Source organism: Streptomyces sp. NPDC023723 (assembly GCF_040639815.1).
Taxonomy (GTDB): domain Bacteria; phylum Actinomycetota; class Actinomycetes; order Streptomycetales; family Streptomycetaceae; genus Streptomyces.
In genome coordinates this window covers 62,840-81,959 of the sequence record NZ_JBFAAP010000031.1, presented here as the reverse complement: position 1 = coordinate 81,959, position 19,120 = coordinate 62,840, and the positions used below count along the sequence as shown (strand labels likewise).

The window sequence follows — 19,120 nt, the reverse complement described above, 5'->3', positions numbered from 1 at the left end:
ACCAGCAGGTCCGAATGTCCGTACAAAGTATTGACAGGTCCGGGTCGGTCGTCCTACACCTGAAAGCGTCCCGCCCCCGAAAGGGCGACCGATCTCTACCCCCGGCGACCGGACCTACCCCTGCCCTCCCGAACGGAGTCCCGTCGTGCCCCTCACCCCTGCCGACCTCACCGCGGTCAGAGCGCGGCACCCCGAGGCGATCGCCGAGGCGGCGGCCCGCCGGGTGCGCCGCCCGCTGATCGGCGACAGCGGGCGGCTGATGATCGTGGCCGCCGACCATCCGGCGCGCGGCGCGCTCGGCGTCGGGGACCGCCGGCTCGCGATGGCCGACCGGTCCGAGCTGCTGGGGCGGCTGTGCACGGCGCTGTCCCGGCCGGGTGTCGACGGCGTGCTGGCCACCGCCGACATCCTGGAGGACCTGCTGCTGCTCGGCGCGCTGGAGGGCAAGGTCGCGGTGGGCTCGATGAACCGCGGGGGGCTGGCGGGCGCCGCCTTCGAGCTGGACGACCGGTTCACCGGGCACCGCGCCGAGGACCTGGCCCGGCTGCGCTTCGACGCGGGCAAGCTGCTGCTGCGCATCGACCCCGCCGACCCGGGTTCGCTGGCCACCCTGGAGTCGGCCGCGCGGGCCGTGGACGCGATGGCCGCGCACCGGCTGCCGCTGTTCGTGGAGCCGTTCTGGTGCCGCCGGGTCGCGGGCCGGGTCCGTACCGACCTGTCCGCCGAGGCCGTCACCCGGTCCATGGCGATCGCCTCGGGGCTCGGCGGCACCTCCGCCTACACCTGGCTGAAGCTCCCGGTCACCGACGACCCGGACGACATGGCCGAGGTGCTGCGCACCGCCACCCTGCCGGTGGTGCTGCTCGGCGGCGAGGTGGGGAACGATCAGGAGGCGGCGTACGCGCGCTGGCGCAAGGCGCTGCGGCTGCCCACCGTGCAGGGTCTGGTGGTGGGTCGCTCGCTGCTCTACCCGGCCGAGGGCAGTGTGGAGCAGGCGGTGGACACGGCGGTCGGACTGTTGTGAGAGGGAGACGGCGATGACGTACCACCTGGCCGCGGGCGAGGCCGCGGACGGCCCCTACGCGGTGCACGTGAGCCCGGAGCGGGCCGGCTGGGGGTACAGCGGGCTGCGGGTCCTCACCCTCCCCCCGGGCAGCGCGCACACCTTCGACGCCGGGGACAGCGAGTGGATCGTGCTGCCGCTGTCCGGCGGCTGCACGGTGAGCGCCGACGACGCGGTCTTCGCACTGCACGGCCGCCCCGACGTGTTCAGCGCCGTCAGCGACTTCGCCTACGTCCCGCGCGACGCCCGCGCGACCGTCTCGTCCGCCGCCGGCGGCCGGTTCGCGCTCACCGGCGCCCGCTGCGCCCGCCGGCTGCCCGCCCGCTACGGCCCGGCCTCCCGCGTCCCGGTCGAACTGCGCGGCGCCGGGAACTGCTCCCGCCAGGTCAACAACTTCGCCGCGGCCGACACCTGGGACTGCGACAGACTGATCGCCGTCGAGGTGATCACCCCCGGCGGCAACTGGTCCTCCTTCCCGCCGCACAAGCACGACGAGCACCGCCCCGGCCGGGAGGCGGAGCTGGAGGAGATCTACTACTTCGAGTTCGCCGCCCACGACGGCCTGCCCGGCCTCGGCTACCAGCGGGTCTCCCCGTCCGGGCGGGGCCGCGGCACCGACGTGCTGGCCGAGGTGCGCGACGGCGACGTGGTCCTCATCCCGGACGGCTGGCACGGACCGTCGATGGCCGTCCCGGGCCACCACATGTACTACCTGAACGTCATGGCCGGCCCGGCCGCCGAACGGGCCTGGCTGATCAGCGACCACCCCGGCCACGCCTGGGTCCGCGCCAGCTGGCCGGAGCAGCCGGTGGACCCCCGGCTCCCCCTCTACGCCGCACCGGAGAGGAACGTATGAGCACCCGCGTCCACCGGCTGACCACCGCTCAGGCCCTGGTCCGGTTCCTGGCCGCCCAGTACACCGAACGGGACGGCGTCCGGCACCGGCTGATCGCGGGGACCTGGGGCATCTTCGGCCACGGCAACGTGGCCGGGATCGGCCAGGCCCTGGTCGAGTACGCGGATGTCATGCCGTACCACCAGGGCCGCAGCGAACAGGCGATGGTGCACGCGGCGGTCGGTCACGCCCGGCACCTCGACCGGCTCTCCGCGCAGGCCGTCACCACCTCGATCGGTCCCGGCGCCACCAACCTGGTCACCGGCGCCGCCCTCGCCACCGTCAACCGGCTGCCGGTGCTGCTGCTGCCCGGCGACTACTTCGCCGCCCACCGCGCCGATCCGCTGCTCCAGCAACTGGAGCACCCGGTGGCGGCCGACGTCTCGGTCAACGACACCCTGCGCCCGGTGTCCCGGTACTTCGACCGGATCACCCGCCCCGAGGCCCTGATCGCCTCCGCGCCGAACGCGATGCGGGTGCTGGCGGACCCCGCCGAGACCGGCGCGGTCACCCTGGCCCTGCCACAGGACGTGCAGGCCCAGGCGTTCGACTGGCCGGCGGAGTTCTTCGCCGACCGCGTCTGGCGGGTACGGCGGCCCGCGCCCGACCCCGCCGAACTGGCCGACGCGGCAGGCGCGGTCCGCGCCGCCGCCCGCCCGCTGATCGTCGCGGGCGGCGGCGTCCACCACAGCCGCGCCGAGGACGCCCTGCGCGCCCTGGCCGACGCCACCGGCATCCCCGTCGCGTGCACCCAGGCGGGCAAGGGCGCCCTGCGCCACGACCACCCGGCCGACGTCGGCGGTGTCGGCCACACCGGTACCGCCGTCGCCGACGCGCTGGCCCGCGCCGCCGACCTGGTGATCGGCGTCGGCACCCGGTACAGCGACTTCACCACCGCCTCCGGCACCCTGTTCCAGCACCCGGGGGTCCGCTTCCTGAACCTCAACATCACCGCCTTCGACGCCCACAAGCTCGCCGCCCGCACCCTGGTCTGCGACGCGCGGACGGGCCTCGAGGCGCTCACCGAGGCGCTCGGCGGCCATCGGGTGGACGGGGCCTACGCGGCCGGGTACCGCGCCGGGAAGGAGCGCTGGGAGCGGGTGGTGGAGGCCGCGCTGCGGGCCGGGGACGACAGCGCGGTACCGACGCAGACGCAGGTGATCGGCGCGCTGGACCAGGTGGTCGGCGAGGCCGACGTGGTGATCAACGCCGCCGGGTCGCTCCCCGGCGACCTGCACAAACTGTGGCGGGCCCGGTCCCGGCGCCAGTACCACCTGGAGTACGGCTACTCCTGCATGGGCTACGAGATCCCGGCCGCCGTCGGGGTCCAGCAGGCCGCGCCGGGCACGCCGGTGTGGGCGCTGGTCGGCGACGGCACGTACCTGATGAACCCCACGGAGATCGTCACCGCCGTGCAGCAGAACCTCCCCGTCAAGCTGGTCGTCCTCCAGAACCACGGCTACGCCTCCATCGGCGGGCTGTCCGAGTCGGTGGGCGCCGAGCGGTTCGGCACGGCGTACCGGTACCGGGCCGCCGACGGCTCGTTCACCGGCGACCCGCTGCCGGTGGACCTCGCGGCCAACGCGGCCAGCCTCGGCATGGACGTACTGCGCCCCAAAACCGTGGCCGAACTGCGCGCGGCGCTCGCCACCGCCCGCGCCGCGGACCGGCCGACCTGCGTGTACGTGGAGACCGACCCGGCGCCGACCGCGCCGCCGGCCGAGGCGTGGTGGGACGTGCCGGTGGCCGAGGTGGCCGCACGGCCGGCCGCCGCCGAGGCCCGGGCGGTCTACGAACGGGCCGCCGCCGGCCGCCGCCGACATCTGTGACCGCCACCGGAGGGCAGCCCGATGGCCGGGACCGGCGCCGCGCTGGGCATCCTGCACCAGGGGGCTGCCGGTCAGGCGGCGCGGCAGCGGTACCGAGGTGGTCCGGGCCCGGGTCACCCGCCCCCGCGAACTGAACTGAGCGGCCTTTACGACGACCTGGCCGCCGCCCTGGAGGTGGCCGAGGGCAGTGCGGTCACGGTGCTGGAGCGGCTGCGGGCGGCCGGTGGCGCTGCTCTGCAACCACCTGCCGCCGCAGCTGCCGCCGCTGGACGGCGCCCGGCTGGAGGCCACCGGCCGGTACCGGACGCCGCGCGCGGCCAGCGCCGCCCCGCACAGCGCCCGGCAGACCGTCGGCGCCCGCCCGGCCACCGCCGCGGACGCCGCCCGCCCGCACGAGCCGCCCGGCGCCGCCCTGCTGGCCATGTGCCGCACCGCCTGCGGCGCGGCCGGCCGGCCCGTCGACCACGGCCGGCACGTGTACCGGGCGTCCCGGTACGCCTGCGAACTTCCAGCTGTCGGCCGGGACCTGGGGCACCTGCCGGTGATCAGCCGGCCTCGGCCAGCCGCTGTTCGATCGCGTCCACGGTGTCGAGCAGGGCGCGGGCGACGCTGCGCAGGTCCCTGGTGTTCACCGTGTCGCCCAGGACCACCGCGGCCACCGGGCCGGACTTCCCGAGCCGGACCGGGGCGGCCAGTTCGACCAGGTCGGGGATGAACTCGCTGCGGGCGTGGGACAGTCCGGTGCGCCGGATGCGGTCGAACTCGCGCCGCATCGCGTCCGCCCGGGCGCGGTTCACGACGGTGCCGGCGGTGGCCGTGTCGAAGAGGTCCGCCGGATCGCGCTTGTTCATCGCGAGCAGCAGCTTGCCCGCCGCCGAGCAGTGCGCGGGCACCGGCTGCCGCAGGGCCATCGCGAGCCGGGCGTGCTCCTGCCCGTAGAGGGTGCCGACGTGCTGGACCTTCGTCCCCGACAGGGTGCCCAGGCTGACGATCCGGTGGGTGTGCTGGAACAGCTCCAGCAGGAACGGCGTGACCGGGTAGCTGAGGCGTTGCACCCCGGCGGGGCCGCCGGTGGCCGCCAGCCGGGACAGGTACGTGCCCAGTTCGTAGGACTTGGACTCCCGGCGCACGGCGAGTCCGATGTCGGTGAGCGCCCGCATCAGCCGGTGCAGTGTCGACTTCGGCAGGTTCACCAGGCGGGACAGTTCCGACAGGGTCAGCGGGCGGGACGCCTCGGCCAGCGCCTCCAGCACGGCCACCGCCTTGCGCAGCGGGCCGCCCACGGCCGCGGGCACGGCCGTCTCCAGCACCGGGCCGGCGGTCGTCCCCGGGCGCGGTGCCTGCGGATGCCGTTCACCGTCCACCGGGGTGCTCCCGTCGCCGCCGCCCACGTCACCGGGTTCCTGCCTACCGGCGGGCCGACGGCGTTCTCAAGGGCGGCCGGGATTGCTGTCCCCAGGGTGCTCGGGATCGGGCCCTTTTGTCGGCCCGGCGGCGGCGAGGCGGCGGCCGGGCGGCCGGGCCGGCCGGCGCCCCGCCCAACGACCGTTCCGGAAAGTGGAAACGGCCGTAGCACCCGGCGCCGCCCCGTCCCTACTGTCCTGATCATGGCTGATGTGAGCTCGTCCGAGTCCCCGGGGGACGGCGTCGCCCGCCGCGTCCTGCTGGCCGACCCCCGGTCCTTCTGCGCGGGGGTGGAGCGGGCCATCGAGATCGTGGAGCGCGCTCTGGAGCAGCGCGGCGCCCCCGTCTACGTCCGCAAGCAGATCGTGCACAACGTCACCGTGGTCGACGACCTCGCGGCCAGAGGAGCGGTCTTCGTCGAGGAGCTGGACGAGGTGCCCGACGGCGCGACGGTGGTGTTCTCCGCGCACGGGGTCTCCCCCGCCGTGCGCCGGGAGGCGGACCGGCGCGGTCTCGAAGTCATCGACGGGACCTGCCCGCTGGTCGCCAAGGTCCATGCCGAGGCCCGCCGGTTCGCGGCCCGCGGCGACACCGTCGTGCTCGTCGGGCACGCCGGTCACGAGGAGGTCGAGGGCACCCTCGGGGAGGCACCGGAGTCGATGGTGCTGGTGTCCACGCCCGACGAGGTCCAGAGCCTGGCCGCCGGCGCCGGGCGGCAGCTGTCCTACCTCACCCAGACCACCCTCGCGGTCGACGAGACCGCCGAGGTCGTCGGCGCGCTCAGGGAGCGGTTCCCGCTGCTCCAGGAGCCGCCGAGCGACGACATCTGCTACGCCACCACCAACCGGCAGGCCGCGCTGAAGGCGATCGTCGGGGAGTCCGACCTGGTTCTGGTGGTCGGTTCGGAGAACTCCTCCAACTCGGTGCGGCTGGTGGAACTCTCGCGCCGCGAGGGCACCCGCGCCGAGCTGATCGACCGGGCCGCCGACATCCGGCCCGAGTGGCTGGCGGGGGTGCGCACCGTGGGGCTGACGGCCGGCGCGTCGGCACCGCCCGCCCTGGTCACCGAGGTCGTGGACCGGCTGGGCGCGTTCGGCCCGGTCCAGGTCGAGGAGCGCGAGATCGCGCGCGAGACCGTGAGTTTCGACCTTCCCTCACCCGTTCGCCGTACCGCGCGGCGGACGGCGGACGGCCGTCCCAGCTGAGCGAGGAGAGACGTGTCACCGAGTGTGCTCGGCCGGATCACCGGTCCCCGGGAGCTCAAGGAGCTGCCCGCCGAGGAGTTGCCCGAACTGGCGCGGGAGATCAGGGAGTTCCTGGTCGACAAGGTGTGCGCCACCGGCGGCCATCTGGGTCCCAACCTCGGCGTGGTCGAACTGACCATCGCGCTGCACCGCGTCTTCGACTCGCCGACGGACCGCATCGTGTTCGACACCGGACACCAGAGTTACGTCCACAAGATCCTGACCGGCCGGCGGTCCGCCTTCGACTCGCTGCGCGCGCCGGGCGGGCTGTCCGGCTATCCGCTGCGCGAGGAATCCCCGCACGACCTGGTGGAGAACTCGCACGCCTCCACGGCCCTGTCCTGGGCCGACGGCCTGGCCCGGGCGGACCGGCTGCGCGGCGAGGCCCGCCGCCGGACGGTCGCGGTGGTCGGGGACGGCGCGCTGACCGGCGGGATGGCCTGGGAGGCGCTGAACAACCTCGGCCGCGGCGGACAGCCGGTGGTGGTGGTGCTCAACGACAACGGCCGCTCCTACGACCCCACGGTCGGCGCGCTGGCCGAGCACCTGACCGCGCTGCGCGCCGGCCGGCCGCCGGGCTTGTCGCTGTTCGAGACCCTCGGTCTGGCCTACCTCGGGCCGGTGGACGGGCACGACCTCGGCGCCGTCGAGCGGACCCTCCGGCTCGCCGCCGACCTGGACCAGCCGGTCGTCGTGCACTGTGTCACCGAGAAGGGCCGCGGTTACCTCCCGGCCGAGACCGACCCGGCCGACCGGATGCACGGCATCGGTGTCCTCGACCCGGCCACCGGCCGGTCACCGGCGGCCGGCTCCGGCTCCGCGCCCGGCTGGACCGCCGTGTTCGGCGCGGAGCTGGAGCGGATCGGCGCCGAGCGGCCCGACGTCGTGGCGCTGACCGCCGCGATGCTGCGGCCGGTCGGGCTGCACGGGTTCGCCCGGCGGTTCCCGGACCGGGTGCTCGACGTGGGCATCGCCGAGCAGCACGCGGTGACCAGCGCCGCGGGACTGGCCACCGGCGGCCTGCATCCGGTGGTCTGCCTCTACGCCACCTTCCTGAACCGCGCCGTCGACCAGATCATGATGGACGTCGCCCTGCACGGACTGCCGGTGACGTTCGTGCTGGACCGCGCGGGCGTCACCGGACCCGACGGTCCCAGCCACCACGGCATGTGGGACCTGGCCCTGCTGGGCACGGTGCCGGGGATGCGGGTGGCGGCGCCGCGCGACACCGTGCGGCTCGCCGAACTGCTGGGCGAGGCGCTGGCCGTCCAGGACGGTCCCACCGCGCTGCGGTTCCCCAAGGGCGGCGCCGGTCCGGAGATCCCCGCGCTGACCCGGATGGAGGGCGTGGACATCCTGCACCGCACCCGGTCCCGGCCACTGGACGTCCTGCTGGTCTCCACCGGGCCCCTGGCGGCCACCGCGCTGGGCGCGGCCGAACTGCTGGCCGGGGCGGGCGTCGGGGTGACCGTCGTCGACCCGCGCTGGGTGCTGCCGGTCGCGCCCGCCCTGACCCATCTGGTCTCCCGCCACCGGCTCGCGCTCTGCGTGGAGGACGGGGTGCGCGCCGGGGGCGTGGGCGCCGCGCTGGCCCAGGCCTGCGCCGACGCCCGGGTCCGCACCCCGGTGCACGCCCTCGGGCTGCCCCGCGCGTTCCTGCGGCACGGTGAGCGCCCGGACATCCTCGCCGAACACGGCCTCACCGCACGGTCCGTCGCCGACACGGCACTGGCCCTGCACGGCGCCGTGACCCCCGCCCCCGCATCCCTGCCGGAAAGGACCCCGCGGTGACCCAGGTCGCGCTCGGAATGCCCGCTCTGCCCGCCGCCACGCTCGCCGCGCGCCGGCCCACCCGCCAGCTGGCGGTCGGCGCGGTCGGGGTGGGCAGTGAGCACCCGATCTCCGTGCAGTCGATGACCACGACCGTCACGGCCGACATCAACGCCACCCTCCAGCAGATCGCCGAACTCACCGCCGCCGGCTGCGACATCGTCCGGGTCGCCTGCCCGAGCGCCGACGACGCCGAGGCGCTGCCCGCGATCGCCCGGAAGTCCAAGATCCCGGTGATCGCCGACATCCACTTCCAGCCCAAGTACGTCTTCGCCGCCATCGAGGCGGGCTGCGCCGCGGTGCGGGTGAACCCGGGCAACATCAAGAAGTTCGACGACAAGGTGGGCGAGATCGCCCGTGCGGCCAAGGACCACGGCACGCCCATCCGGATCGGGGTGAACGCCGGGTCGCTGGACGCGCGGCTGATGAAGAAGTACGGCAAGGCGACCCCGGAGGCGCTGGCCGAGTCGGCGCTGTGGGAGGCGTCGCTCTTCGCCGAGCACGGCTTCCACGACCTGAAGATCTCGGTCAAGCACAACGACCCGGTGGTCATGATCCGCGCCTACGAGATCCTCGCCGGCCAGTGCGACTACCCGCTGCACCTGGGGGTGACCGAGGCCGGTCCGGCGTTCCAGGGCACCATCAAGTCGGCGGTGGCGTTCGGCGCGCTGCTGCGCCAGGGCATCGGTGACACCATCCGGGTGTCGCTGTCGGCGCCGCCGGTGGAGGAGGCCAAGGTCGGCAACCAGATCCTCCAGTCGCTCAACCTGCGCCCGCGCAAGCTGGAGATCGTCTCCTGCCCGTCCTGCGGCCGGGCCCAGGTGGACGTCTACAAGCTCGCCGACGAGGTCACCGCGGGGCTGGAGGGCATGGAAGTACCGTTGCGGGTGGCCGTGATGGGATGTGTGGTCAACGGTCCCGGCGAGGCCCGGGAGGCCGATCTCGGGGTGGCGTCCGGCAACGGCAAGGGCCAGATCTTCGTCAAGGGGCAGGTCGTCAAGACGGTCCCCGAGCACCGGATCGTGGAGACCCTGATCGAGGAGGCCCTGCTGCTCGCCGAGACCATGGAACCGGTCGACGGCGGCGCGGTGGAGGTCGTCGCCGGCTGAACGAGGGATTCCCCTTGGACTAACGGCAACAGCGTGATCACCCGGCTCCCCGAAGGCGGCCCCCGTAGGGTTCCTGACATCGTTATCCGACTGTCACGGACCACCTCAGGCCACTCTCGGGGAGCTTTGACGTGCTGGAACAGTGCGATTCGACGCCGGTCATGATCATGACATGTACCAGCGGGACGTGTTGAGCGGACGACCCCGCGGCAACGCGAACCGGCTCGGGAAGTACCACCGTCGCGCCCGGCATTGCGACCGAATGACCCGGCGCACACGCTGTCTTGTTCCTGGAGGACCACCATGACCACCCCCCATGCCACGACACGTACCACCAAAGCACTGGTGCGGGCTCCCGACCCGCTCACGCAGTCGGCGGTGAGCGGTCATCTCGCCGCCGCCCCGCAGATCGAAGTGGTGTCGGCCGAACGTCCCGATCCGGTCGACGTCGCCGTGGTCGTCGCCGAGCGGATGACCGTCGAGGTGACGTCGCTGCTGCGCAGGATCAAGAACACCCTGCGGGTACCGGTGGTGCTGATCCCGTCCGAGATCGACCGCGGCGACCTGTTCGTCGCGGTGGAGTGCAACGTGGTGGCGGTGCTGCCGCGGGTCGCCGCCACCAGCGGCCGGATCGAGGAGGCGGTGCTGACCGCCGCGGCCGGCGGCGGCGTGCTCCCCGCCCAGCTGCTCGGCGAACTGCTCCGGCAGCTCGAACGGATACAGCGCGAGGTGCTCTCACCGCACGGCCTGCACACCTCCGGGCTGACCCCCCGGGAGATCGACGTGCTGCGGCTGATGTCGGAAGGTCTGGACACCGCCGAGATCGCCGACCGGATGTGCCTGTCGGAACGGGCGGTCAAACGCGTCGTGTTCGGGGTCACCCGGCGGCTGAACCTGCGCAACCGGCCGCACGCGGTGGCCTACGCGTTACGCAGCGGCGTGATCTGACCGGGCACCGGACTCGGTGCCCGCCCCCGGGACGGCCGCCGGCCGGCGCCACGCCCACGGCGGCCGTCCCTCCAGGCGCATCGTCCGGCGCAGCAGCACCACGTAGGCGATGTCCAGGACCACGTAGGTCGGCACCAGCACCTGGAGCAGGTGGTGCGACGGGTAGAGGACGAAGGCGGTCAGTCCGGCGAAGAGGGAGCCCACCAGCTTGGCGGCGGCCAGGTGCATGGACTGTCCGGCGCTGGACCCGCGCCGCTTGAGCATCAGCAGGAACGCCGCGCTCAGCGGCACCTGGATGATCATGCCGGTGTACATGCCCTCCCGGTCGTGGAACTCGTTCGCCCCCACGACGACCATCACCGCCGCCCACAGCAGCACGCCCAGGAAGGACCACCGGAAGACCCGCGCCGGCAGCGCCGGGTAGTCCCGCGGCCCGTACCGCAGCGCCTGGTACAGCAGGACGGCGTTGAACAGCACCCACAGGAAGTTGATCTGCCGCTGCGACGGGGTCTGTTCCAGTACGAAGGTCAGGCTGAACTCCCACGCGAAGTTGACCGCCACCAGGTAGGCGGGGATGCCCACCCGCCGGTCCACCAGCGCCTGCCGGATGGCCAGCACATAGGTCAGCAGCCAGCCGAGCGCGGTCGGGCCGGCCAGCGCCCAGAAGAGCGCGTCCGGTACGTCGGCCGGCCCCTGGGTGACCGGCGCGACCTGCGACATCGGGATGAGGACGGGGGGCAACCAGACCATGGGGGAGCTTCCTTGGGTGGGTGGGTTCAGAGACTGGGCACGACGAGGTCCAGGCCGAAGAACGCGCCGCCGTACAGTTCACGGCCGACGCGCGGGTTGAGCAGGGCGTGCCGGGCCGCCGTGTTGGCGTCGCGCCAGTACTGCTGGAGCGGGTTGGACTCGGCGAAGGCGGCCGCTCCGTGCGCCCACATCAGCTCGTCGAGGGCGACGGTGACCAGGTTCACCGCCTGGCCGACGTCACCGCGGATGCGGCGCAGTTCGTTCTCCGGGAGCCCGGCGGCGGCGTGCGCGGCTTCGTCGATGACGCCGGCGGCCCGGGTCACGTGCAGGTCGGCCGCGTCGAGGGTCAGGGCGGTGCCGCCGAGCGCGGAGACGAAGGTCTGGGAGCCGGGCTGGCTGGTGTACTTGCTGGGCGCGATCCCCCGGCCGGGAGCCTTGTCGACGACGTGGGCGAGCGCGGCCTGGCCGATGCCGACCACCACGGAGGCGCAGACCACGCCCATGGCGGCGATCGCCGCCGTGCGCAGCAGCGGTGGCAGGGTGGTGTCGGTGGCGTTCTCCCGCCCCCGCTGCACCTCGGCCGGGATCACCCGGTGCGCGGGCACGAAGGTGTCCCGCAGGACGACGGTGTGGCTGCCGGTGGCGCGCATGCCGACGGTGTGCCAGGTGTCCTCGATGGTCAGGTCCGCGGCGGGCACCAGCAGGGAGAGCCCGCCCACGGGCTCCCCGGCCGCGTCCACCTCCCGTGCCACCAGGATCACCCAGTCGTCGTGCAGGATGCCGGTGGCGTACGGCCAGCTGCCGGTGAGCAGGAAGCCGCCGTCGGCGCGCACGGCGGTGCCGGTGGCGGCGAACACCGAGGCCAGCTTGGCGCCGGGGTCGGCCCCGAACACCTCGTCCCGGGCCGCCAGGGGGAACTTCGCGGCGAGCAGGTTGGAACCGTTGATGTTGTTGACCACCCACGAGGTGGACGGACAGTGGTGGGACAGCGCCTTGGCGACCTCGCTCATGGTGCGGACGTCGGCCTCGAGGCCGCCGTAGGAGCGTGCGGTCCAGACCCGGCTCACCTGCGACTCGTCGATCGCCCGCACGGTGGCGTCGGGCAGTCTGCGCTCCCGCTCCCCCTGCGCGGCCCCTTCGGCGAGCACCGGGCCGAACTTGTGGACCCGGCTCACCAGGTCGGCGCGGAGGTCGAGCAGGTCCGTTCGGTTGTGCGTCATGGTCACCAGTCCGGGCGCTCGGAGATGAGATGGGTGTGGTCGTAGTAGTCCCGCCAGGCGCTGATCCGGCCGGCCCGCAGTTCGAACGCGGCCATGACGTCCAGATGGCGGGCGATCGGGCTGCCGTCGGCGCGGTACATGCTCTCGGTCCGCTCGGCCAGCACGGTGTCACCGGCCGTGGCCAGGTGCCGGAACCGTACCTCCAGGCGGGCGAAGTCCGGCGGCAGCAGCGCGAGGATCTCCCGCTTGCCCCGGCACACCGGGGCGCCGGGGTTCTGCCAGACGCAGTCGTCGGTGAGGAAGCCGTCCATGGTTCTGCGGATGTCGTCCGGGGTGGGTCCCATGCCGGTCAGGAAGGCGTGGACGACGCGTTCGGCGTCGGTGGCGGGCAGGTCAGCTCCCGGTGGTGGTGGCGTCGCGGTGCCCGAGGACGCGTCGCAGCGCCGCGCCGAGGTCCCGGTCCGGGTGCGGGCCGGCGTGCGCGGCGCGCCAGGCGACGTGCTGGTCCGGCCGGACCAGCAGGGCGCCGTCGTCGTCGGTGCCGCGCACCGCGGCCCAGCCGCCGTCGGCGTCCCAGTAGTCCGCGGTGCCGGCCCGGCCGCCGACGGACACCACGGTGACCGGCACCCCGTGGGTGCCGGCGGCCTTCTTGGCCGCGACCGCCCAGCTCTCGCTCAGCGGGCCGGTGATCAGTACGAAGCCCGGGTGGCCGGTGACCAGGTCGTGGGTCGACACCCGGCTGTCGCCCTGCCGCAGCCAGGCGTGCGGCAGCCGGTGGCCGGGCCTGGTGACCGGGTGGTAGGCCGCGCCGGTGGGGTCGCGCGGCGGCGGCTCGGTGCCGTCCGGGACCACCGCGCCGGTCTCGTAGTAGTGGCCGAGTTCGATGTCGTGGGCCTGGTACTCGATGCGCTGGGTGCCGAACACCTCGCGGGTCACGGTCCGCCGGGTCCGGCCGATCGGGGTGTCGGAGAGGAGTTCGGTGAAGTTGGCCGAGGTGGCGTCCGGGCGGCCGTGCACCACACCGAGGCTCGCGAACAGCACTCCGTAGTTGAGCAGACAGGTCATCGCCCAGCTCACGTTGCGCCGGGCGACGGGCAGCCGTTCCGCTTCGTAGGAGTCCAGCAGTGCGGCACCAGCCCGGCCGCCGAGGACGGCGCCGAGCTTCCAGGCGAGGTTGTGCGCGTCCTGGACCGCCGTGTTCAGGCCGCCGCCGGCGGCGGGCGGCTGCCGGTGCGCGGCGTCCCCGGCGAGGAACACCCGGCCCGAGCGCAGCGACCGGGCCACCACCGCCTCCGGCCGGTACTCGCTGACGTGATGGACCTGTACGTCCAACTCGTCGGGCAGCCTGAGCAGTTGGCGCACGCGGGCGGCGATCGCCTCGGTACCGAGGGCCGCCTCGGCTCCTGGCGCCATCCTGAAGTGCAGCGCCCACTCCTGGGAGGCCAGACCCCAGCGCGGCCCGGTCGCGACCACCACCGACACCTCGCCCTCGGGACTGATGATGTGGGTCATCAGCACCGAGTCACCGGGCCACCAGCGCGACAGGTCCGCGCTGAAGTGCACCGAGAGGATGGTGAATCCGCCGCCGGCGCCCTCCATCGGTATGCCGAGGGCCTGGCCGACGCTCCGGCCGCCGTCGGCGCCCAGCAGATAGCGGGCCCGCACGGTGCGGGCCTCGCCGGTGGTGCGATCGGTCACCAGCGCGGTGACCCCGTCCTCGTCCTGGGTGAACGAGGTCAGCTCGTGGTGGAAGAGCAGGCTGTCCGGGGCGCGGCGCTCGGCGTGCTCGCGCAGCATCGGCTCCAGCCGGTGCTGCGGCAGGTTGGTGGACGGGCCGGTGCTGTCGGCCGCGTACGGCCCGATCGGGCGGCCGCCGCCGAAGGACTCCATCCGGTGCAGCACCTGGGCGTCCACCGGTCCGTCGCCGGCCAGCGAGGTGCTCCAGACCACCTCGCTCATGTGCTGCGGCGGACAGCCGGCCCGGTAGACGTCGTCGGCGATCCCGTACTGCCGGAAGATCTCCATGGTGCGCTGGTTCAGGTAGTGCGCCCGGGGCAGGACGGACGTCGACTCGCGGCGCTCCACCAGCAGGTGGCGCACGCCCGCCTCGGACAGGAAGACCGACGCGGCCAGTCCGCAGCCCCCGCCGCCGACGACCAGGACGGGCACCTCTGTCTCATGCATTGCTTTCCCCTGAAGGTCTTTCCGGTGCTTGGCGGTCTTTCCGGCGCCGCGGGTCAGTCATGGCGGGCCGGGGTGTTCTCGTGCACGGTGATGACCGAGGCGGGGCAGCGCAGGGCCGCTTCCCGGACCGCCGCGTGCTCGGCCTCGGGCACGGTCGCGTCGAGGACCACGACCGTGCCGTCCTCGTCGCTCTGGTCGAAGACCGCCGGGGCGAGCGCGGCACAGTTGCCGACCGCGAAGCACCGGTCCCCGTCCGCCTCCACTCGCATGCCGCTCACCAGGCGACCGGCAGGCTGTTCACCCCGAAGACCAGGGCGTTGGTGCGGTAGTCCAGCTCCTCCTGCCCGACGGCCAGCCGCAGCTCCGGGAACCGGGCGAACAGCGCGGGCAGCGCCACCCGCAGCTCCATCCGGGCCAGTTGCTGGCCCAGGCACTGGTGCGGGCCGAAGCCGAAGGTGAGGTGGCGCTGCACCGGGCGGCGCACGTCGAGGCGGTCCAGGTCCTGGTCGGCGGCGCCGAGGTCCCGGTTGGCGGCCAGCACGGACGCCACCACCCGTTCGCCCTCCTTGATCTCCTGGTCGCGCACGCAGACGGTGCCGGCCGCCTGGCGCGGCAGGATGGTGGCCGGGGCGCAGTACCGCAGCAGTTCCTCGACCGCCCCGTCGACCGCCTCGGGGTCGTCGCGCACCACCGCGAGCTGCTCGGGGTGCTGGAGCAGCAGGGCGATGGAGGCGGACAGGGTGTTGGCGATGGTCTCGTGGCCGGCGATGAGCAGCATGTTGCCGATGCCGGCCAGTTCGCTGTCGGTCAGCTGGTCGCCGAACTCGCGGACCACCCGGCCCAGTACGTTCTCGCCCGGCTCCTCGCGGTGGCGGGCCACCAGCCCGGCCATGTAGGCCTCCATCTCGGCGGCCTGCTGCATCTGGACCTCGCGGCTGGAGCTGAAGTCCAGCGCGACCGCGGTGCGCTGCTGGAACTCCTCGCGGTCGGCGTAGGGCACGCCCAGCAGTTCGCAGATGACCAGGGTCGGGATGGGCGTGCAGAACAGCTGCACCAGGTCCGCGCCATGACCGGCCGCCGCCACCGCGTCCAGCGCCGAGTCGACGACGCCCGCGATCTGCGGGCGCAGCTCCCGGGCCCGCTTGGTGGTGAACGAACCGGTCAGCATGCGCCGCAGCCGGGTGTGCTCGGGGCCGTCGTAGCTGAGCAGGTTGCCCGCCTGGTAGGGCATGGACCCGCCCATCCGCAGCTGGTCGTCGGCGAGCACGCTCTTGACGTCCTCGTACCGGGTGACGACCACCGCGTCGAAGGCGCCCAGCATCGGGCTGGGCACCGAGACCCGGCGCAGCGCGTCGTCCTTCTGCGCCTCGTACAGTTCCGCGACGGGGGCGAACGGGCAGCCGGCGGCCCGGCCGCCGATGGGGATCTCGGTGGCTTCGGTCATGGGAGGGCCCTTCTTTTCGTCAGGTGGTCGTTCGTCAGGTGGGCGTCAGGGGGGGTCAGAGCTGGCGGCCGAGGATGAACCCGGCGACCTCCAGCAGTTCGCCGCGTACGTCGTCCGGGACGCCGGCCGCCAGGCACCGCTCGGCCTCGGCGATCCGGCGGGCCGCCTCGTCGCGGGCCCAGTCCCGGCCGCCGGCGCGTTCCACGAGGTCGGCGACGCGCTCGACGGCGCGCTCGGTCAGCGGCTCCTGGCTCAGGTACCGGGCGCGCAGTTCGTCGGTGTCCGGCGCGTTCAGCGCCGCCACCACGGGCAGCGACTTCTTGCGGACCCGCAGATCGGCGCCCACCTGCTTGCCGGCCCGGTCCGGATCGCCCCAGATGCCCAGCAGGTCGTCGACGAGCTGGAAGGCGAGCCCGATGTGTTCGCCGAAGGCGGCCAGCCGGCCGACCAGGTCCGGGTCGCCGCCGACCAGTTCGGCACCGAGCGAGCAGGCGCAGCCGAGCAGCGCGCCGGTCTTGTCGCCGGCCATCCGCAGGCACTCGGCGAGGGTCACGTCGGCGCGCCGCTCGAAGGCGACGTCCGAGGCCTGGCCGTCGATCATCCGCTGGGTGGCGGACATCAGCGACAGGGTGGCGGGGCGGGCCCCCGGGCCGGGCGCGGCCAGCAGCACGGAGGCGGCCGCGGCGGCCAGCGCGTCCCCGGCCAGGATGGCGTCCGGGACGCCGAAGACGGTCCAGGCGGTGGCCCGGCCGCGGCGGGTGCGGTCGCCGTCCATGATGTCGTCGTGCAGCAGGGAGAAGTTGTGCACCAGCTCGATGGCGACCGCGGCGGGCAGGCCGTCGGCGGCCGGCGCGCCCGCCGCCCGCGCCGACAGCAGGGCCAGCGCGGGCCGGACCATCTTCCCGCCCCAGCTGCCGGTGGGCCGGCCCTCGGTGTCCGCCCACCCGAGGTGGTAGTGCGCGACCCGGCTCATCTCCGGTCCCAGATGGGCCCGGACGGCGTCGCGCAGGGCGGGTCCGACCAGCGTCCGGCCGGTGTCGAGCACCGGGGTCAGGGTGCGCAGGGGTGTCGTCGTCATGAGCCCCACCGGCCGGTGGCGGGGCGGACCGGGCATCGGGGAACGCGGGTGTGTCGCATGCTGCACCTTCGTCGGCTGGGGGCGGTCACGGCGTCGGCAGGTCACGGGAGGTCGGTACGGCGGTGCTCAGCAGGGCCCGCCGCAGCACCTTGGGCGAGGTGAGCAGGGTGTGCGGCGGGGCCAGCAGGAACAGGACGTCGCGGTTGGCGGCGCACACCACCGGGTCGCTCGGCACGTGGTCACGCACCCGGCCGAGGTAGCGGTTGAGCAGCCGGGCCACCGGGCCGGTGCGCACCGCGTTGCCGGTGGCCCCGGGCATCGGGCTGTCCGCGCCGGTCGCCACCTCCCACGCCCGGCCCGAGGACTTCAGCACCGCCCGTTGCAGGGCGTGCGCCGAGGGGGCGTTGGGGCCGGCCAGTTCGTGCTTCAGCGCCACGGCGTTCAGCGCGGCGGCGGACAGGCCCTGCCCGTAGACCGGGTTGAGGGCGCACAGCGCGTCCCCGACGACCAGGAGTCCGGTGCTCCCCCGGCCCAGGCGGTCGTAGCGGCGGCGCCGGTTGGCGGTGTGCCGGTAGCCCACCGGCCGGGCGAGGGGGCGGGCCGCGCTCAGCCACTTGTGGACGGCCGAGTGCGGCAGCAGTCCGGCGAAGTCGACGAAGCCCTCCGGGTCGGTGGGCGGGGTCCGGTCCCGCGGCCCGGAGAGGGTGACCAGCCAGCGGCCGCCCTCGGCGGGCAGCACGATCGCGCCGTACGGCTGCCCGGCGTCCGGCACCAGGTAGAAGCCGCGCAGGTCGGCGGCCGGGTCGTCGGCGTGGAAGGCGCAGGTGGCGTACGCCCGCCCGGTCTCCACCAGCTCCTCGGCGGGCGGCCGGCCGCCCAGGCCGGTCAGCCACTGGGGGGTGCGGCTGCCCCGCCCGGTGGCGTCCACCACGAGATCGGCGGTCAGCTCCCCCGGCAGGTGGTGGTCGCCGCCCCGGTCCCGGACGGTGACGCCGGTGATCCGGCCGGGGCGGCCGAGCAGTCCGGTCACCTCGGTTCCGGTCCGCACCTGGATCCGGGGGTCGGCCAGCACCCGGCGGCGGACGTGGTGCTCCAGGAGGGGGCGCGACGGGGTCATGACCGGCTCGGACGGGTTGCGGCGGGATATCCACTGCCCCGCCTGCCACACCCCGAGGTCCCCGGGCACCGCCAGGCGCGGCGCACCGGCCTGCGCCAGCTCGGCCGGCAGTCCGGGCAACAGCTCGTCCAGGGCGTTGATCCCGCTGGTCAGCAGGACGTGGGTGTGCCGGGACTGCGGCACTCCGGAGCGCGGCGCGGGGCCGTCGTCGCCGTACTGGTCGCCGTGGTCGCGTTCGAGTACGGTCACCCGGTCCGCGTGGTCCGCGAGGACGTGCGCGGTGAGCAGGCCGGCCACGCTGCCGCCGAGGACGACCACGTGTCCGAGCGACGGACGCGTGGCGGCGGCGGGGGCGGCCGGGGCCGCGGCGGGGACCGGCGGGGCCGCCGGCCGGGCGGGCCGCGCGTCCTGCGACGGGGCCGGCCGGTCGTCCTGCGGTGTGCCGTCCAGCCGGGCGGCCAGGAACTCGGCGCCGGAGGTCTCGCCGGTGCCCGCCAGGTCGCCGAGCATGTGGCTGACCAGTTCCAGGTGGGTGCCGCGCCAGCGCCGTACGGCGTCGTCCAGTTCGCCGAGCGGGGCGGTGCCCTCCGGCCGGGGGGCGCCGTCGCCGTCGTACTTCGTCAACCGCCGGACCCGGGTGAACAGTTCGCGGAACTGCTCCGACTCCAGCCCGCTGGCCGTGCCGAACCGGTCCCGGAACCGCAGGAACTCCTCCCGGCGCAGCGCGTGGCGCAGCAGCGTCAGCTGTCCCGTCAGCGCGTCGATCACCCGGGTCGCCCGGCGCACCCGGTGGGCGAAGCAGGCCGGTCCGCACGGGGCGGCCTCGATGTGTCTGAGATCGACGAGGACCTGGCTGAGCAGGGTCTCGGACGCCTGGTGCACGACGATGAACAGCCGCTCGCTGTCGCTCAGGTCCCGCTGGTCCGCCGGGGTGAGCGGCTGCTGCAACGAGAGGAGTTCGTCGAGACGCAGATAGGTCGCATAGGTCGGGGAGGACATCGGGCC

Annotated in this window: 16 protein-coding genes and 1 pseudogene; 8 read left to right on the top strand and 9 right to left on the bottom strand. The window is 74.2% G+C overall.

All coding sequences use genetic code 11. The features are described 5' to 3' along the window. Window positions 1-145: 145 nt before the first annotated feature. The 4 genes and pseudogenes from AB0G32_RS27255 to AB0G32_RS27240 all read left to right on the top strand — a co-directional run. On the top strand, window positions 146-1,024 hold the full coding sequence (locus tag AB0G32_RS27255; protein ID WP_361168585.1) for a deoxyribose-phosphate aldolase: 879 nt from the start codon (window positions 146-148) through the stop codon (window positions 1,022-1,024). A gap of 13 nt (window positions 1,025-1,037) precedes the next feature. After that, complete coding sequence (gene iolB / locus AB0G32_RS27250) at window positions 1,038-1,919, top strand: 5-deoxy-glucuronate isomerase (RefSeq protein ID WP_361168583.1); 882 nt, start codon at window positions 1,038-1,040, stop codon at window positions 1,917-1,919. Further along, window positions 1,916-3,787, top strand: a complete 1,872-nt coding sequence (gene iolD / locus AB0G32_RS27245) for a 3D-(3,5/4)-trihydroxycyclohexane-1,2-dione acylhydrolase (decyclizing) (protein ID WP_361168580.1) — start codon at window positions 1,916-1,918, stop codon at window positions 3,785-3,787. Before iolB ends, iolD begins: the two co-directional genes overlap by 4 nt. A gap of 159 nt (window positions 3,788-3,946) precedes the next feature. Continuing rightward, window positions 3,947-4,292 (top strand): annotated as a pseudogene (locus tag AB0G32_RS27240) (UTRA domain-containing protein); the annotation flags it as partial. Window positions 4,293-4,332: 40 nt separating this feature from the next. Here AB0G32_RS27240 and AB0G32_RS27235 read toward each other — a convergent pair. Next, window positions 4,333-5,178 (bottom strand): helix-turn-helix domain-containing protein, encoded by an 846-nt coding sequence (locus tag AB0G32_RS27235; RefSeq protein ID WP_361168577.1) that lies wholly within the window; start codon window positions 5,176-5,178, stop codon window positions 4,333-4,335. A gap of 216 nt (window positions 5,179-5,394) precedes the next feature. On the opposite strand from AB0G32_RS27235, the gene AB0G32_RS27230 reads away from it, so the two are divergent. The 4 genes from AB0G32_RS27230 (at window position 5,395) to AB0G32_RS27215 (ending at window position 10,322) form a co-directional block, all read left to right on the top strand. After that, window positions 5,395-6,396 carry a 4-hydroxy-3-methylbut-2-enyl diphosphate reductase gene (locus AB0G32_RS27230; RefSeq protein WP_361168574.1) on the top strand — a complete coding sequence of 334 codons (1,002 nt, stop codon included), beginning with the start codon at window positions 5,395-5,397 and terminating at the stop codon, window positions 6,394-6,396. Between the two features lie 12 nt (window positions 6,397-6,408). Next, a complete protein-coding gene (locus AB0G32_RS27225; protein WP_361168571.1) occupies window positions 6,409-8,226 on the top strand; it encodes a 1-deoxy-D-xylulose-5-phosphate synthase in 1,818 nt (605 codons plus the stop codon). Beyond that, complete coding sequence (ispG, locus tag AB0G32_RS27220; protein WP_361168568.1) at window positions 8,223-9,374, top strand: flavodoxin-dependent (E)-4-hydroxy-3-methylbut-2-enyl-diphosphate synthase; 1,152 nt, start codon at window positions 8,223-8,225, stop codon at window positions 9,372-9,374. The genes AB0G32_RS27225 and ispG overlap by 4 nt, the downstream gene beginning before the upstream one ends. Window positions 9,375-9,677: 303 nt before the next feature. Next, a complete protein-coding gene (locus tag AB0G32_RS27215) occupies window positions 9,678-10,322 on the top strand; it encodes a response regulator transcription factor (protein WP_361168565.1) in 645 nt (214 codons plus the stop codon). Here AB0G32_RS27215 and AB0G32_RS27210 read toward each other — a convergent pair. The 8 genes from AB0G32_RS27210 to AB0G32_RS27175 all read right to left on the bottom strand — a co-directional run bounded on the left by AB0G32_RS27210 (window position 10,302) and on the right by AB0G32_RS27175 (window position 19,114). Next, window positions 10,302-11,072 (bottom strand): hypothetical protein, encoded by a 771-nt coding sequence (locus AB0G32_RS27210; RefSeq protein ID WP_361168562.1) that lies wholly within the window; start codon window positions 11,070-11,072, stop codon window positions 10,302-10,304. The two genes, AB0G32_RS27215 and AB0G32_RS27210, sit on opposite strands and share 21 nt — an antisense overlap. Window positions 11,073-11,098: 26 nt before the next feature. Beyond that, window positions 11,099-12,292, bottom strand: a complete 1,194-nt coding sequence (locus AB0G32_RS27205) for a hypothetical protein (protein ID WP_361168559.1) — start codon at window positions 12,290-12,292, stop codon at window positions 11,099-11,101. A gap of 2 nt (window positions 12,293-12,294) precedes the next feature. Further along, on the bottom strand, window positions 12,295-12,684 hold the full coding sequence (locus tag AB0G32_RS27200) for a limonene-1,2-epoxide hydrolase family protein (protein ID WP_361168636.1): 390 nt from the start codon (window positions 12,682-12,684) through the stop codon (window positions 12,295-12,297). A gap of 1 nt (window position 12,685) precedes the next feature. After that, window positions 12,686-14,476 (bottom strand): FAD-dependent monooxygenase, encoded by a 1,791-nt coding sequence (locus AB0G32_RS27195; protein WP_361168558.1) that lies wholly within the window; start codon window positions 14,474-14,476, stop codon window positions 12,686-12,688. 53 nt (window positions 14,477-14,529) lie between these two features. After that, window positions 14,530-14,745 carry a ferredoxin gene (locus AB0G32_RS27190; protein WP_361168633.1) on the bottom strand — a complete coding sequence of 72 codons (216 nt, stop codon included), beginning with the start codon at window positions 14,743-14,745 and terminating at the stop codon, window positions 14,530-14,532. Between the two features lie 5 nt (window positions 14,746-14,750). Further along, a complete protein-coding gene (locus tag AB0G32_RS27185; RefSeq protein ID WP_361168555.1) occupies window positions 14,751-15,920 on the bottom strand; it encodes a cytochrome P450 in 1,170 nt (389 codons plus the stop codon). Window positions 15,921-15,975: 55 nt separating this feature from the next. Further along, window positions 15,976-16,998, bottom strand: a complete 1,023-nt coding sequence (locus tag AB0G32_RS27180; RefSeq protein ID WP_361168552.1) for a polyprenyl synthetase family protein — start codon at window positions 16,996-16,998, stop codon at window positions 15,976-15,978. An 85-nt stretch (window positions 16,999-17,083) separates the two neighbouring features. Next, a complete protein-coding gene (locus AB0G32_RS27175; protein ID WP_361168549.1) occupies window positions 17,084-19,114 on the bottom strand; it encodes a tryptophan 2,3-dioxygenase family protein in 2,031 nt (676 codons plus the stop codon). Window positions 19,115-19,120 lie beyond the last annotated feature (6 nt).